The sequence below is a fragment of the Piscinibacter gummiphilus genome (assembly GCF_032681285.1).
GTDB classification, from domain to species: domain Bacteria; phylum Pseudomonadota; class Gammaproteobacteria; order Burkholderiales; family Burkholderiaceae_C; genus Rhizobacter; species Rhizobacter gummiphilus_A.
Map to the genome: position 1 here is coordinate 4,596,873 of NZ_CP136336.1, position 14,747 is coordinate 4,611,619.

16 protein-coding genes and 1 riboswitch are annotated in these 14,747 nt (G+C 70.2%); of the genes, 10 read left to right on the forward strand and 6 right to left on the reverse strand.

The genetic code is table 11. The features are described 5' to 3' along the window. Positions 1-8 precede the first annotated feature (8 nt). Positions 9-1,274: an ABC transporter substrate-binding protein gene (locus tag RXV79_RS21655; RefSeq protein WP_316700162.1), complete on the reverse strand. Its 1,266-nt coding sequence runs from the start codon at positions 1,272-1,274 to the stop codon at positions 9-11. A 171-nt stretch (positions 1,275-1,445) separates the two neighbouring features. Here RXV79_RS21655 and RXV79_RS21660 point away from each other — a divergent pair, with 171 nt between their 5' ends. Together RXV79_RS21660 and RXV79_RS21665 are read left to right on the forward strand one after the other, a co-directional pair. After that, complete coding sequence (locus RXV79_RS21660; RefSeq protein ID WP_316700163.1) at positions 1,446-2,204, forward strand: response regulator; 759 nt, start codon at positions 1,446-1,448, stop codon at positions 2,202-2,204. After that, positions 2,176-3,669 carry an ATP-binding protein gene (locus RXV79_RS21665; RefSeq protein ID WP_316700164.1) on the forward strand — a complete coding sequence of 498 codons (1,494 nt, stop codon included), beginning with the start codon at positions 2,176-2,178 and terminating at the stop codon, positions 3,667-3,669. The genes RXV79_RS21660 and RXV79_RS21665 overlap by 29 nt, the downstream gene beginning before the upstream one ends. 9 nt (positions 3,670-3,678) lie before the next feature. Here RXV79_RS21665 and RXV79_RS21670 read toward each other — a convergent pair whose 3' ends face one another. The 4 genes from RXV79_RS21670 to RXV79_RS21685 all read right to left on the reverse strand — a co-directional run bounded on the left by RXV79_RS21670 (position 3,679) and on the right by RXV79_RS21685 (position 6,997). Continuing rightward, positions 3,679-4,677: a Gfo/Idh/MocA family protein gene (locus tag RXV79_RS21670; protein WP_316700165.1), complete on the reverse strand. Its 999-nt coding sequence runs from the start codon at positions 4,675-4,677 to the stop codon at positions 3,679-3,681. 89 nt (positions 4,678-4,766) lie between these two features. Beyond that, on the reverse strand, positions 4,767-5,030 hold the full coding sequence (locus RXV79_RS21675; protein WP_316700166.1) for a hypothetical protein: 264 nt from the start codon (positions 5,028-5,030) through the stop codon (positions 4,767-4,769). Positions 5,031-5,129: 99 nt separating this feature from the next. Further along, positions 5,130-6,605, reverse strand: coding sequence for a S8 family serine peptidase (locus tag RXV79_RS21680; RefSeq protein ID WP_316700167.1), 1,476 nt, complete (start codon positions 6,603-6,605; stop codon positions 5,130-5,132). Further along, positions 6,602-6,997 carry a carboxymuconolactone decarboxylase family protein gene (locus RXV79_RS21685; protein ID WP_316700168.1) on the reverse strand — a complete coding sequence of 132 codons (396 nt, stop codon included), beginning with the start codon at positions 6,995-6,997 and terminating at the stop codon, positions 6,602-6,604. The genes RXV79_RS21680 and RXV79_RS21685 overlap by 4 nt, the downstream gene beginning before the upstream one ends. A 153-nt stretch (positions 6,998-7,150) precedes the next feature. Here RXV79_RS21685 and RXV79_RS21690 point away from each other — a divergent pair, with 153 nt between their 5' ends. Further along, positions 7,151-8,806, forward strand: a complete 1,656-nt coding sequence (locus tag RXV79_RS21690; protein ID WP_316700169.1) for a tannase/feruloyl esterase family alpha/beta hydrolase — start codon at positions 7,151-7,153, stop codon at positions 8,804-8,806. Here RXV79_RS21690 and RXV79_RS21695 read toward each other — a convergent pair. Further along, positions 8,787-9,509: a 5'-methylthioadenosine/adenosylhomocysteine nucleosidase gene (locus RXV79_RS21695; RefSeq protein ID WP_316700170.1), complete on the reverse strand. Its 723-nt coding sequence runs from the start codon at positions 9,507-9,509 to the stop codon at positions 8,787-8,789. The genes RXV79_RS21690 and RXV79_RS21695 overlap by 20 nt on opposite strands. Positions 9,510-9,622: 113 nt before the next feature. On the opposite strand from RXV79_RS21695, the gene RXV79_RS21700 reads away from it, so the two are divergent. The 7 genes from RXV79_RS21700 (at position 9,623) to RXV79_RS21730 (ending at position 14,743) form a co-directional block, all read left to right on the forward strand. After that, positions 9,623-10,039 (forward strand): hypothetical protein, encoded by a 417-nt coding sequence (locus tag RXV79_RS21700; RefSeq protein WP_316700171.1) that lies wholly within the window; start codon positions 9,623-9,625, stop codon positions 10,037-10,039. Positions 10,040-10,044: 5 nt separating this feature from the next. Further along, positions 10,045-10,200, forward strand: a complete 156-nt coding sequence (locus RXV79_RS21705; protein ID WP_316700172.1) for a hypothetical protein — start codon at positions 10,045-10,047, stop codon at positions 10,198-10,200. Positions 10,201-10,242: 42 nt separating this feature from the next. Next, positions 10,243-10,503, forward strand: coding sequence for a hypothetical protein (locus RXV79_RS21710; RefSeq protein ID WP_316700173.1), 261 nt, complete (start codon positions 10,243-10,245; stop codon positions 10,501-10,503). 43 nt (positions 10,504-10,546) lie between these two features. Then, a riboswitch (TPP riboswitch) is annotated at positions 10,547-10,658 on the forward strand. 106 nt (positions 10,659-10,764) lie between these two features. Beyond that, the gene (gene thiC, locus RXV79_RS21715; protein WP_316700174.1) at positions 10,765-12,645 is read left to right on the forward strand and encodes a phosphomethylpyrimidine synthase ThiC; all 1,881 of its coding nucleotides are present in this window, start codon (positions 10,765-10,767) and stop codon (positions 12,643-12,645) included. A 5-nt stretch (positions 12,646-12,650) separates the two neighbouring features. Then, on the forward strand, positions 12,651-13,736 hold the full coding sequence (locus RXV79_RS21720; protein ID WP_316700175.1) for an FAD-dependent oxidoreductase: 1,086 nt from the start codon (positions 12,651-12,653) through the stop codon (positions 13,734-13,736). Then, complete coding sequence (gene thiS / locus RXV79_RS21725) at positions 13,729-13,941, forward strand: sulfur carrier protein ThiS (RefSeq protein WP_316700176.1); 213 nt, start codon at positions 13,729-13,731, stop codon at positions 13,939-13,941. The genes RXV79_RS21720 and thiS overlap by 8 nt, the downstream gene beginning before the upstream one ends. A 4-nt stretch (positions 13,942-13,945) precedes the next feature. Then, positions 13,946-14,743, forward strand: a complete 798-nt coding sequence (locus tag RXV79_RS21730) for a thiazole synthase (protein ID WP_316700177.1) — start codon at positions 13,946-13,948, stop codon at positions 14,741-14,743. Positions 14,744-14,747 lie beyond the last annotated feature (4 nt).

A 14,747-nucleotide genomic window follows, 5' to 3' on the forward strand; every position in this document is an offset into this window, starting at 1 on the left:
GGCGTGTGTCACTCCCGCGCGAGCTTGACCGCATCGGCGAGGCGACGAGCCGCTTCAGCCGAACTCATGTCGGAGTTGAAGTGCTTGGTGACCACATCGGTCATCGCACCCTTCACCGCCATCGGCACCGCCATGTCGTGGATGGCCGAGGGCGCAAACCCGCCCGACTTCACCGTCTTGGCCATGTGCTCGCTCGCGGCGAGCGCGCAGCTGTCGAACTTGTCGAGCTTCATGTCGGTGCGCACCGGGATCGAACCCTTGGCGAGGTTGAAGTTCTCCTGGAAGCGCGGCTCCATCAAGAGCCTGGCAAAGAGCTTCTGGCCGGCCAGGCGCTCGGCGTCCTTGCTCTTGAACATCGCGAAGCTGTCGACGATGAAGAGGAAGGCGTTGTCGGTGCCGGGCGGGTTGGCGCAGACGTAGTCCTTCCCCGCCTGCTTGCCGGCCGCCGTCATGTCGCCCTTGACCCAGTCGCCCATGATCTGGAAGCCGGCCGTGCCGTTCATGATCATCGCGGTGGCGAGGTTCCAGTCGCGGCCTGAGAAGTTGGGGTCGACGTAGCCGCGCAGCTTGCGCATGCGATCGAACACCTTCTGCATCGTCTCGCCGCCGAGCGCCTTCGGGTCGAGCTCGACCAGCGCCTTCTGGTGGAAGGCCGGGCCGCCCACGCTGATGACGATCACCTCCCACAGCGACGCGTCCTGCCAAGCCTGGCCGCCGTGCGCGAGCGGCGTGATGCCGGCGGCCTTCAGCTTGGCCGCGGCGGTGTCGAACTGCTCCCAGGTGGCGGGCATCGTGATGCCCACCTTCTTCAGCACCGCCGGGTTGGCGTACATCCAGTCGAGCCGGTGCACGTTGACCGGTGCCGCCACCCACTGGCCCTTGTACTTCATGGTCGCCGCCACCGACTTCGGCAGCGCCTGCTCCCACTTGCCGGCCGCGGCCACGTCGTCGATCGGCTGCAGCACACCGAGCGCGCCCCACTCCTGGATCAGCGGGCCCTTGAGCTGCACCGACGACGGTGCATCGCCACCCAGCACACGCGCGCGCAGCTTGGTCAGCGCCTCTTCGCTGCTGCCGCCGCCCACCGGCGTGTCGATCCACTTGCCGCCTTGCGATTCCATGTCGTCCTTGAGCGACTTCATCGCCTTGGCCTGGCCGCCGGAGGTCATCCAGTGCAGCACTTCCACCGTGGGCGCGGCCTGTGCGGCAGTGCCGCTCAGGCACAGGCCCACGGCGCATGCCACACCCCGGAGCAGATTGCTTGCTTGCCTCATCGTGTTGTCTCCTCGCGCTTGTTGACGCGTCCAGTGGCTGGACTTAATGTGCGCGGCGCCGATGGTGCATTCGCACGGCGACGGTGTGAGCGTGGCGATGTAACGCCACTGGCGCGCCAGCCCGCGTTGCTACCCAGCGTTACAAAACCACGACGAGACGAGACAAGCCCGATGGAGCGCACGCCCCACATCCTGGTCGTCGACGACGACGTCGAGATCCAGAAGCTCACCAAGCGTCACCTGCAGGAGTTCGGCTTCCTCGTCACCGTGGCCGGCAACGGGCGCGAGATGTTCAAGGCGCTGAAGGAGTGGCGCATCGACCTCGTCGTGCTGGACGTGCTGATGCCCGGGCAGGACGGCTTTGCGCTGTGCCGCGAGCTGCGCACCACGACGCAGCTGCCGGTGATCATGGTGACGGCGCTGCGCGACGAGGCCGACCGCGTGATCGGCCTCGAGCTCGGCGCCGACGACTACCTCGTGAAGCCCTTCGGCCCGCGTGAACTGATGGCGCGCATCAAGGCCGTGCTGCGGCGCACGCAGAGCCCAAGCAAGAGCGCCACCGAGGGCGACGCGGCCATCATCGCCTACAGCTTCGCGGGCTGGCGGCTCCACATGGTCGAGCGCGAGCTGCAATCGCGAGACGGCACGGTGGTGCCGCTGTCCACGCGCGAGTTCGCGCTGCTCACCACCTTTGTCGAACACCCGCAGCGCCCGCTGAGCCGCGAGCAGCTCGCCGACATGGTGGCCGGCCGCGACAGCGGCCCCTTCGACCGCAGCATCGACATCCTCGTCTCGCGCCTGCGCCGCAAGGTGGAAGACGGCGGCAAGGAGCCCTCGCTCATCAAGACCGTGCGCGGCGAGGGCTACCAGCTTTGCGCCGAGGTGCAGCGCCACCACCGCCATGGGCAACCCGACACGGCGCTGGGCTGAGCTGCTGCCCGCCTCGCTGGGCGGGCGCATCCTCGCGCTGCAATTCGCGGGCGCGGCGGCCATCCTGGGTGTGGGCTCGCTGTGCGCCATCGAATGGGCCGCGCGCGAACGCGACGCTGCACGCGCCGACCTCGCCGGCTGGGCGGTGCACGACGCGATGATGCAGGCCCTCGATGGCCGCGCACCCTCGGGCGAGTTCGGCAGCTCGTCGGTCGTCGTGCGGCACGGCCCCGGGCCGCTGCCCGCCGACTTCACGGTGCAGCAGCGCCTGCCGGCGCCGCCCTCGCCACCGGCCACGCTCGTGCCGAGCGACGTGACCCTGTGGCTCAAAGCGGGGAGCCTCTCCGACCGGTCACGCGCGACGCTCGACGAAGCCCCCACCACACGCACCTACTTCACGCTGCTCTCGCGAGAGCTGGTCGCGCTCAACCGCGAGAGCCTGCTCGTCGTCACGCTGCCGCAAGGCCCCGGCGTGCTGCGCCGCGAGGTGTCGACGCTGCGCTTCGAGAGCCCGTCGCTGTGGCGCGACCGCCTGCCGCCGGTGAGCGTGCTGCTGAGCGCACTCGCGGCGCTCGGCGCGGTGTTCGTCGCACTCGGCGTGGCCTCGCGTGCGCTGGCACGACCCATCCACACACTCGCCAGTTCCATCGACGCGCGCGGCGAAGAGGTGCAGGTGCCGCCGCTGCCCGAGACCGGCCCGGTGGAGGCCCGCGCGATGGCCCGCGCCGACAACCGCCTGCGCACCCGCCTGGCCACGGTGCTGGCCGACCAGACGCGCATGCTCGCCGCCGTGTCGCACGACCTGCGCACGCCCAGCACGCGGCTGCGCCTGCGCGTCGAGCTGGTGGCCGAAGCCGAGTTGCGCGAGGCGCTGCTGCGCGACCTCGACGAGATGGACGAGATGCTCACCGAGGTGCTGGAGTTCCTCTCGCACGAGGTGCGCGAGGAAGCGGTGAAGTCGGTCGACCTCACCGCGCTGCTGCAATCGGTGTGCGACGACTACGCCGACCTCGGCCGCCCGGTCACCTTCTCCGAGCCGCCGCCGCTCACCTTCCACGGCGTGCCCACGCTCTTCGCGTCGACCCAGCAGACGCACGTGTTCCAGCATGCACGCAAGGTGCGCCAGAGCTGCCGGCCCACCGCGCTGCGGCGGGCGCTGTGCAACCTGATCGACAACGCGCTCAAGTACGGCCACCGCGCCGACGTGCAGCTCGATGCCGGCGGCGACGCGGTGCGCATCGCGGTGCACGACAACGGGCCGGGCATCCCGGAGGACGAGATGGAGAAGGTCTTCCTGCCGCTGTACCGGCTGGAGTCGTCGCGCCAGCGCAGCACCGGCGGCATCGGCCTGGGCCTGGCGATCGTCAAGGCGGTCGTCGCGGCGCACCACGGGCGCATCGAGCTGCGTAACCGGCCCGAGGGCGGGCTGGTCGTGAGCGTGGAGCTGCCGCGCTCGCTGGCCTGAGGTGTCGCGTCAGACGCCTTCCCAGGCGCCAGACTTTTCGGAGCGGAACATCGCGTCGATGATGCGCATGTTCTGCACGGCGTCGTCCACGCCGTAGGGCAGCGCCAGCTCGCCGCGGATCACCTTCGAGAACGCGTCGCCCTGCAGCGCGTACTGGTCGCAGGGCGGCAGCGTCTCGGGCTGCGCGGCGGCATCGGCGAGCCGGCTGCCGTCGTCGAGAAAGATCTGCACCGACTCGCCCTGCGGCGCGTTGAACGGGATGCGTAGCTCCAGGCGCTTCTTCGAGCCGAAGAGCTGCAGGCGCTGGAACGGCACGCTCTGCGTCGAGACCGAGAAGCTGAGCTGGCGCCCCGCACCGAAGTCGGCCAGCGCGCTCACGCTGCGGTCGACGCCGAAACGCGGGTCGCGGTCCACCAGCGCCATCACGCGCATGGGCTCGGCCTCGAAGAAGAAGCGACCCGCCACGATGGGGTAGCAGCCGATGTCGAGCAGCGCACCCCCGCCGATGTCGGGCAGGTTGCGGATGTTGGACGGGTCCTCGTTGAAGTACGAGAACGCGCCCTGCACCGAGCGCAGCTCACCCAGCACGCCGCTCCTCACGATCTCGCGCGCCCGCAGCCACTGCGGGTGGAAGCGCACCATGAAGGCTTCCATCACGTGCACATGGCCCGCCACCTCGCGCAGTTGCGCGGCCTCGTCGGCCGTGATGGCGATGGGCTTCTCGCACAGCACATGCTTGCCCGCACGCGCCGCGGCCAGCGTGAGCGGCACGTGCAGGTGGTTGGGCAAGGGGTTGTAGACGGCCTCGATCGACGGATCTTCCAGCAGCGCCTCGTAGCTGCCATAGGCGAGCGGGATGCCCAGCTCGTCGGCGGCGGCGCGGGCGGCGGCGTCGCTGCGCGACGCGATGGCGCGCACTTCGCACCACTGGCTTTTCTGAAGGCCGGGGATCACCTTGGCGGTGCCGATGCGTGCCGTGCTCAGCACGCCCCACTGGACTTTCTTCATGCGCCTGTCTCCGTCTGTGTTTTCGACGGCGCGCAGTATGCGCCCCGGCCGGTTTCAGGCCGGGTACGAAATCGTGACGGGAAGGGAGATCAGCGGCGACGGCCGCGGGCGGCAGCCCGCACGCTCGGCCGCGGCACGGCCGGCAGCGGCGTCATCGCCTCGGCGTTCATCTGCCACTCGGGCAGCAGGTGCTCGAGGTTGCGGGCCACGCGGGCGCTGGCTTCCACCAGCAGCATGTCGGGGGCGTCGTCGATGACCTTGGCACCGGCACGCACCACCACCTCGGCCGTGTCCACCCCCGACTCGGCGTGGCGAGGCGTGGTGCCGGCATAGCGCAAGACGTAGCGGCTCATGGGGTGGAGATGGGGTCGTGGGAGCGAAAGAAAACAGCCTGGCCATGATACGCGCCGACCCCTTTGCGCAGCATGACGCAGGGCAAAGCGGCGCGTCGACTATTGCGCAAGCCCCGCCCCCTGCGCGAGCGGCGGCAGGCCCATGTCGCGCGCCACGGCCAGGGCCAGCCTGACGATCGCGTCCGCCCGGTCGGCGTCGCGCGGCATCCCAAGTGTCGCCGTATCGGCCGCCAGCCGGCGAGCGAGCGCTCCCGTCACCGCCGGGCAGGCCATCGAGGTGCCGTCCATCACGCCGAAGCGGTCATGCGGAATGCACGAGATCACGCCGACGCCTGGCCCGGTGAGGTCGATCTCCGGGCCGGTGTTGGAGAAGTCGGCAATGAAACTCTGCTCCTTGCCGGTGGGCTCGGTGACCGTCTGCACCTGCATCGCGCCGGCCGGCCAGGCGCCCTTGAAGCCCAGCGCCGAGATCGACACCGCCAGCGGGTGCCGCGCCGGCCAGGCCACCGGCCCGCCCTCGTTGCCCGAGGCGATCACGCAGACCACGCCCTTGGCGCGCGCGGCCTTGATCGCCTCGCTCGTGGTCGGGTCGTCGGGGCCGCCGCCCAGGCTCAGGTTGAGCAGGTCGCAGCCATCGGCCACCGCACGGTCGATGGCCTTGGCGATGGCGAAGCTCGACGCGCCCTCGGCGCCCTTGCCGAACACGCGGTAGGCGCGCAGCGTGACTGCAGGCGAGACGCCGAGAAAGCCCCCCGCATTGCCATTCGCCGCGATGATGCCGGCCACGTGCGTGCCGTGCACATGGCTGTCGGACCAGTCGGCCGCGTCTTCGCCCGTCACCGCGTTCATGCCGCCCGCCACCGTGAGCGCCGCATGCGGGCCCACGCCGGTGTCGATCACGCCCACCGTCACGCCGCGGCCGTCGGCCGGCGCGCGCCGCGGGTAGGCCTTGGCCCGCGAGTCGATGAAGTCGAGCGCGATCGCCGGCACCTCGATCGTGCCGGCGCGCAGCGGCCAGTTGTGCAGCAGCACCGGCCAGCCGCTGTGGGCCGGGTACACGTAGACCCGCTCCAGCACCTTCACCGAGCGTGGGAACTCCAGGTTCAACTGGCCCCGCGCATTCGTCGTGCCCTGCGCGCCCCTGCCGGCGGCGAAGTCGCTGAAGGCGATCACGTCGACGTCGCGCAGCGCCTGCCCGGTCTCCTTCAGCACGACCTTGAGCGTGTGGCGCTCCAGCACGGTGCGCGTCGCAAACATCTGCACGGTCTCGATGAGGCGTGGCCGCGGCGCGCGGGCCTTGCGGTAGAACACCTCGGGCACCACGCGCAGCCCCGGCTGCTCGCGCTTGAGGCGCATCAGCGCCACGTCGGACATGGCCACCAGCTTCGCGCCATTGGCATGGATCGAATCGAGCACGGTGAAGCGGGCCACCCTCGGCGGCGGCGGCACCTCGAGGCGGCGCGGGCCATGCGCGGCCATCGTGGTGAGGAAGGTTTCGATGGCCGCGGTGTTGTGCGGCTCGTCGGTGGTGAAGCCGCGAGTGGGAAGCAAGACAAAACGCAGCATCAGGCTCATCCCTGCTCCTTGAACTGCAGGCCCTCGGCCGCCATCCATTCCTCGGCGGCACGAAACGCCGCCGACGTCACCGGCACGCCCGCATACGGCGCCACATGCAGCAGCACCTCGCGCAGCTCGGCCAGCGTGGCGCCGTTGTTCATCGCACCGCGCAAGTGGCCCTTGAGCTCATGCGTGTGGCCGAGCGCGGCGAGCATCGCGACCGTGCACAGGCTGCGCTCCTTGAGGGTGAGGCCCTCGCGCAGCCAGGTCGAGCCCCAAGCCTGGTCGTTGACGTGGTCTTGCAGCGGCCGTGTGAAGGCGGAAGCCTGCGAGAGCGCGCGGTCGACGAACGCGTCGCCCATCACTTCGCGGCGGCGCTGCTCGCCGGGCGATCGGGTCGAAGAGTGCATGAGTGTGGTCCCTGTGCAGTGTGCGAATGGCGGCATTGTGATCGCGCTTGTCATCCTCACGATGGACAAGCGAATGCGAGGGCGCGGCCTAGCATGGGTTTCACCCTGCCGAGCATGTGCAGGGGTCCTCACAAGCGTCACAGGAGACTCGCCGTGTACCCACCCACACATCCACGTTCGCGGGCGTCGCTCGCGCTGCCCTTCGTCCTGCCGGTCGCCATCGCCGTGCTCGCCGCCTGCGGTGGCGGCGGTGACGACCCCGCCCCCACCGCGCAGGAGCGTTGCGACGCCGTCGGCCGCACCGCGCTCACCGCCACCACGCTCACCACGGCCTATCGCGTGAGCGGCGCCGCGTCGGCCGGCAGCATCGGGCTGCCGGCGCACTGCGTCGTCACGGGCAGCACCAACGCACGCGTCGGCGTCGACGGCAAGAACTACGCGATCGGCTACCGCCTCACCCTGCCCGATGACTGGAATGGCCGCTTCCTCTTCATGGGCGGCGGCGGCAACGACGGCTCCATCGGCGCGGCCACCGGCACCAACGTCGGCCCGCTCGACGACCTGCGCCCCGCACTTGCCCGCGGCTACGCGGTGGTCAACACCGATGGCGGCCACACGGGCGGCTCGGCGGCCGACTTCGCCACCGACCCGCTGGCCAAGATCGACCACGCCTACAACGCCTTCGACAAGACCGCCGTCAACGCCAAGGCGCTGATCGCCGCGCGCTACGGTCGCGGGCCCGACAAGTCGTACTTCGTGGGCTGCTCCGGCGGCGGCCGGCAGGGGATGATGTTCACGCAGCGTTTCCCAAGCTACTTCGACGGCGTGGTGGTGCATGCACCGGCCATGCGCGTGTCGAGCGGCGCCACCGTGGCCGCGATGTGGAACAACCAGCAGCTCACCGCCATCGCCCCCGTCGAAGGCGGCTCGCCCATCCTCAGCAAGGCCTACAGCTCGGCCGACATGGCGCTCGTGTCGAACGCCATCCTCGCGCAGTGCGACACGCTCGACGGCGCCGCCGATGGCATGGTGCAGAACTGGAAGGCCTGCAACTTCAACCCCGCGGTGCTGCAATGCCCGGGCGCGAAAGACGCCACCTGCCTGTCGGCCCCGCAGGTGACCGCCCTGCAACGCCTCTTCGACGGCCCGCGCAACAGCGCCAACGTGAAGCTCTACGCCGGCCAGGTGGCCGACCCCGCGGTCGACCAGCCCGGCTGGCGCGCCTGGACACTCGGCAGCTCGACCACCGCCGTGCCCAACTCGGCCTACAACACGCTGATGGCCGACGCACTGCGCTGGGAGTTCTTCACCCCGTCGGACCCCACCTTCGTCGCGCTCAACTTCAACATCGACACCGACCCGCTGCGCATGGCGGCCTTCTCGTCGATCTACGACACCTACGCCGACGACCGCCTCACCGCCTACCAGGCACGCGGCGGCAAGCTGATGTTCGTGCACGGCCTGGCCGACCCGATCTTCAGCGCGCACGACACGGCCGACTACTTCGAGCGCCTGGCCGCCAACCACGGCGGGCTGACCGGCGTGCAGTCGTTCGCGCGCTTCTTCCCGGTGCCGGGCGAGAACCACTGCGCCGGAGGCCGCGCCACCGACCAGTTCGACGTGCTGACGCCGATGGTCAACTGGGTGGAAAACGGCGCGGCGCCCGAGTCGATCGCCGCGCGCGCCGCCGCGACGAACCCCTACTTCCCCAACCGCACGCGCCCGCTGTGCCCGTACCCGAAGTTCGCCAAGTACAGCGGCAGCGGCAGCCTTGAAGACGCCGCCAACTTCAGCTGCGCAGACTCGTGAGCCAGCGGGTGACGATGGCGAGCGTGTAGCGGCTCGCCACCTCGGCCACGAAGCGGTTGAAGTCCACGTGCGCACTGTCGTCGGCGCGGTCCGACACGGTGCGCACCACGGCGAAGGGCACGCCGAAGTCGTGGCACACCTGCGCGAGCGCGGCGCCTTCCATTTCGACCGCGAGCGCGTCGGGCAGGCGGGCACACAGCGCGTCGTTCTCGGCGCGTTCGGAGACGAAGCGGTCGCCGCTCACGACGAGACCGCGGTGCACCTGCGCCTGCGTGGCACCGAAGTCATTGAGCACCGCCCGCGAGGCGTCGGCGAGGTGATGCGACATCGCCGCATCGGTCTCGAAGCGGTCGCGCCCGTACAGCGGCACCTCGTGGCGTGGAAAGAGCGGCGAGGCGTCCATGTCGTGCTGGAGCAGCGTGTCGGCCACCACGATGTCGCCCACGTTCACGCCGGGCGCGAGGCCACCGGCCGTGCCGGTGAAGACGATGCGCGACACCTCGAACTCGCTCAAGAGCAGCGTGGCGGTCGTCGCCGCCGCCACCTTGCCGATGCGCGAGAGCACCACCACCACCTCATGGCCCGCCAGGTGCCCCACCCAGAACTCGCGGCCTGCGCGCAGCACCGGCCGCTCGTCGGGCATGGCCTCGAGCAGGGCCCGGAGTTCCTCGTGCATGGCGCCGACGATCGCGATCAGTGTCATTCAGCCATTGTCTGACACGCGTGTCGGAGAGCGCCTGCCCGCAAAGAAGCATTCGCCCGCTTAACGCTGTGCGCAGCGACGCCGAGCATGGATTCCAACTTCAGGAGCTTTCCATGCCGCATGAAAAATCTCTCTGGATCCAGCGCTTCGCGATGCGCCTGCTGGTGCTCGAGCCCACGGTGCAGACGGGGCAGCTGCCCGAGATCGCCGAGACCTTCTGGTACTACCGACGCCACCGCGAGCCGGAGGAATGCGCGCAGGCCCGCGCCGAGGGCCGCCTGCGCATGCCGGGCCGCCGCGACGCGTGGATCGAGGCGTGTGCCGCCGCCATCCGTGGGCTCGACCCCGAACTGAACTCGCAGGACACCTCTGCGCTCGCCGAGAGCCTGTGGGAAGAAGACTGGGCCCGCACCGTCGACCCCTACCTCATGGCGCAGGCGCTGTGGGAGCAGGCGCTGCTGCTGGCGAGCCAGAGCGATGGCGAGATGGCCCCGAGCCTTCACGCCGTGTTCCGCAACCCCGACCTGTGAGCCCGATGCACACGCTCTTGCACGCGCACGACGTGCCGCCCGACCCACCGGTCGCGCCGCCGCCGCCGCCGCCTCCACCGCTGGCCGACCCCCCGGTGGTCGACCCGCCCGTGCCCGGCCAGCAGTCGCCGGTGATCGACCCACCCAAGACGATCCAGTGACAATGCCCCATCGCCGCCCCCTGCGGCCGTGGAGTGCACCCGATGAGCATCGTCGTCTTCTGGCTCGAACCCGATGGCCGGCCGGCGCACCAGGAGTTTCCCGCCAAAGACCTGCTCCCTGCCCTCAAGCACAGCGAAGCCCTTCGCCGTGAAGGCAAGCGCCACGTGTGCATCTCGACCGCGCTGCCCGACAGCGTGGGCCAGGGCGGTGTGAACTCCGTCGAAGGCGGCAAGCTGCCCGACGGCCATGTGTACGACTTCAACAAGGCCCACCGCGGCGCAGGCCCAAAGCCTTCGAACTGACCGCGACATGGGTTGACGCCGCCGACACGATGCGCCCACAATCCGCCCCGCTCCGGGGTGTGCCGGGCCGCAAGGCCGAAGGCGCTGAGATGGAAAGCCAAACCCGAGAACTTGATCCGGTTCATACCGGCGTAAGAAGAGCGTAGACGAGCGGCCCGCGATGGGCCTCGAGGCCAAGTGGCTTCACCCCATCGCCCCAGGCCGCCCGCGGACCCTCCGGAGCACGACGTTCTAGTTGCTGCTGCCACCGGAGAGACCGCGATGACCTCACCCACTTTCGACCTTCATGAACGACTGGCGCTGGCGCGCCAGCCTTTCCCCGATTCACGCAAGGTCTATCTCGAAGGCCCGCTCACCGGCGTGCGCGTGCCCATGCGCGAGATCGCACTCAGCAACGGCGAGCGGGTGATCGTGCACGACACCTCCGGCCCCTGCACCGACCCGCAGGTGCCGTTCGACGTGCGCCAGGGCCTGCCCGCGCTGCGCACCGCATGGGTCGAGTCCCGTGGCGACACCGAGCCCTACGACGGCCGCTCGTATTCGGCCCGCGACGACGGCCAGCGCCACGAGCACGCCGACCCGCAGCTCGCCCGCCTGCACGCCGAAGCCGCCGCACTGCAACGCACGCCGCGGCGCGCGAAGAGCGGCGCCAACGTCACGCAGATGCACTACGCGCGCCGCGGCATCGTCACGCCCGAGATGGAGTTCGTCGCGATCCGCGAGAACGACCGCCGCGAGTGGACGCGCGAGTACCTGGGCGACCACGCCCGCGAGCAGCGCCTTGCGGGCGACCCGCTCGGCACGACCATGCCGCACGAGATCACGCCCGAGTTCGTGCGCGACGAGGTGGCACGCGGCCGCGCCATCATCCCGGCCAACATCAACCACCCGGAGCTGGAGCCGACCATCCTCGGCCGCCACTTCAAGGTGAAGGTCAACGCCAACATCGGCAACTCGGCGGTCACCTCGAGCATCGAAGAGGAAGTGGAAAAACTCGTGTGGTCGACCCGCTGGGGCGCCGACACGGTGATGGACTTGTCGACCGGCAAGAACATCCACACCACGCGCGACTGGATCCTGCGCAACTCGCCCGTGCCCATCGGCACCGTGCCGCTGTACCAGGCGCTGGAGAAGGTGGGCGGCGTGGCCGAAGAACTCTCGTGGGCCATCTTCCGCGACACACTGATCGAGCAGGCCGAGCAGGGCGTCGACTACTTCACCATCCACGCCGGCCTGCGCCTGCCCTTCATCCACCTCACGACGAAGCGCCGCACCGGCATCGTCTCGCGCGGCGGCTCCATCCTCGCCAAGTGGTGCATCACGCACCACCAGGAGAACTTCCTCTACACGCACTTCGACGAGATCTGCGAAATCATGAAGGCCTACGACGTGAGCTTCTCGCTCGGCGACGGCCTGCGCCCCGGCAGTGGGGCCGATGCGAACGACGAAGCACAGTTCGCCGAGCTGCGCACGCTCGGCGAGCTGACGCAGATCGCCTGGCAGCACGACGTGCAGACCATGATCGAAGGCCCGGGCCATGTGCCGATGCACCTCATCCAGGCCAACATGGACGAGCAGTTGAAACACTGCCACGAAGCGCCCTTCTACACGCTGGGCCCGCTCACCATCGACATCGCCCCCGGCTACGACCACATCGCCAGCGCCATCGGCGCCGCGATGATCGGCTGGATGGGCACCTCGATGCTCTGCTACGTGACGCCGAAGGAGCACCTCGGCCTGCCCGACCGCGACGATGTGAAGCAGGGTTTGATGGCGTACAAGATCGCGGCCCACGCGGCCGACGTGGCCAAGGGCCACCCGGGCGCGCGTGCACGCGACGACGCGATGAGCAAGGCGCGCTTCGAGTTCCGCTGGAACGACCAGTTCGCCCTCGGCCTCGACCCCGACACGGCGCGCGAGTACCACGACGAGACGCTGCCCAAGGACTCGTCGAAGCACGCGCACTTCTGCTCCATGTGCGGGCCGAAGTTCTGCTCGATGAAGATCACGCAGGACGTGCGTGACTACGCCGCGGCACGTGGCCTCGATGAAGGTGCTGCGCTCACACAGGGCCTCGCCGAGAAGTCGGCAGAGTTCAAGGCGAAGGGCGGCGAGATCTACATCCCGGTGCACCCGGTATGAGCCACATGCGCATTGCCATCGCCGGCGCGGGCGTGCTCGGCCGCCTGCTCGCCTGGCGGCTCGCGCGCATGGGCCACACCGTGCAGGTGGTCGACCCGGCCACGGGCCCGAATGCGCCGGCCCTCGGTGCGACGCTGTCGCAGCCAGTGGCGGCGGGCTACACCGCCGCCGGCTTGCTCAGCCCGCTGGCCGAACTCGACCACGCCGAACCGGAGCTCGCCGCGCTCGGCTGGCGCTCGATCGTGATGTGGCGCGACGTCGCCTCGTCCCTCGCGCCGCACGCCCCTCAGACGCTGCTGCGCGTGCAGGGCAGCCTGCTCGTCGCGCACAACGCCGACATGGGCTCGGCACTGCGTGTGATGGTCAAGCTGCGCAGCGCGTGCGAGGCCGACCCCAGCGCGTGGCCTGCACCCGAGATCGTGCCGGCCAGCGAGCTGCGTGTCATGGAGCCCGAGCTGCTGCCGGGCCTGAGCGCTTGGTGGCTGCCTGGCGAAGGCCAACTCGAACCGCGCCTGCTGCTCGACGCGCTGGCCGCTCAGGCGACCGGCGTGCAATGGCACTGGGGCCAGCGTGTGGCGCAAGTGCACGCGGGGTGCTTGCGACTGGACGACGACGAACGCATCGACTGCGACCTCGCCATCGACACCCGCGGCCTCGGCGCACGCGCCGATGTGCCCGGCCTGCGCGGCGTGCGCGGCGAACTCGTGTGGCTGCACGCGCCCGGCGTGCACCTGCGCCACCCGGTGCGCCTGCTGCACCCCCGCCACCGCGTGTACATCGTGCCGCGCGCCGGCCAGCACATCGTGGTGGGGGCGAGCGAGATCGAGAGCGAAGACCGCTCGCCCGTGAGCCTGCGCAGCGCGGTGGAGCTGATGGCCGCCGCGCACAGCGTGCTGCCCGGCCTCGCCGAAGCGCGCATCGTGCACCTCGACACCAACCTGCGCCCCGCCTGGCCCGACCACCAGCCACGCATCGAGGCCTCGCCCGGCCTCCTGCGCATCACCGGCCTCTACCGCCACGGCTGGCTGCTCGCGCCCGCGCTGGTCGAGGACGCGCTGTGCCAAGTGCTGCCGGAGCCCGCCCATGCCTGATCTCGTGTACCTCAACGGCGAAGCCAAGCCCTGGCGACCCGGCCTGAACCTGCTCGCGCTGCTGAAGACCGAACCGCTGGCCGCGGAGACTGGCAAGGTCGCCACCGCGCTCAACGGCGAGTTCGTGCCGCAGGCGCTACGCGCGCACACGCTGCTGCAACCGGGCGACCAGGTGACCGTCTTCACTGCCATCGTCGGAGGTTGAGGCCATGAACACCACGCCCTGGTCGGTCTACGACACCCCGCTCACCAGCCGCTTCTTCCTCGGCTCGGCCGGCTACCCGTCGCCTTCGGTGCTGCGCCGGTGCATCGAGGTCTCAGGCACGCAGGTCGTCACCGTCGGCCTGCGCCGCGCACTCGCGGGCGGTGGTGACAACGGCTTCGTCGCCGAGATCCTCGCGGCCCTGCGCGAGCGTGGCGGCCATTTGCTGCCCAACACCGCCGGCTGCCGCACCGCGCACGAAGCGATCCACCTCGCCCGCATGGCGCGCGAGTTGTACGACACGCCGTGGATCAAGCTCGAAGTGGTGGGCGACGAGCACACGCTGCAGCCCGACCCGTGGGAGCTGCTGCTCGCCGCCGAGACGCTGGCGAAGGAAGGCTTCTGCGTCTTCCCCTACTGCACCGACGACCTCGTGAGCTGCCGCCGCCTGCTCGATGCGGGCTGCCGCGTGCTCATGCCGTGGGGCGCGCCCATCGGCTCGGGCCAGGGCCTGCTCAACCCACAGGCGCTGCGCACGCTGCGCGAGCGCCTGCCCGAAGTGCCGCTGATCGTCGACGCCGGCCTCGGCACGCCGTCGCACGCCGTGCTCGCGCTCGAACTCGGGCTCGACGGCGTGCTGCTCAACTCGGCCGTCTCGCAATCGGGCGACCCGGTGCGAATGGCCGCGGCCTTCGCGCACGCGGTGCAGGCCGGCCGCCTGGCGCGCGAGGCCGGTGCGATGGCCACACAAGCGATGGCGGTCGCGACGACGCCGGTCACTGGCCGCCCCTTCCTGATCGACTGACCCC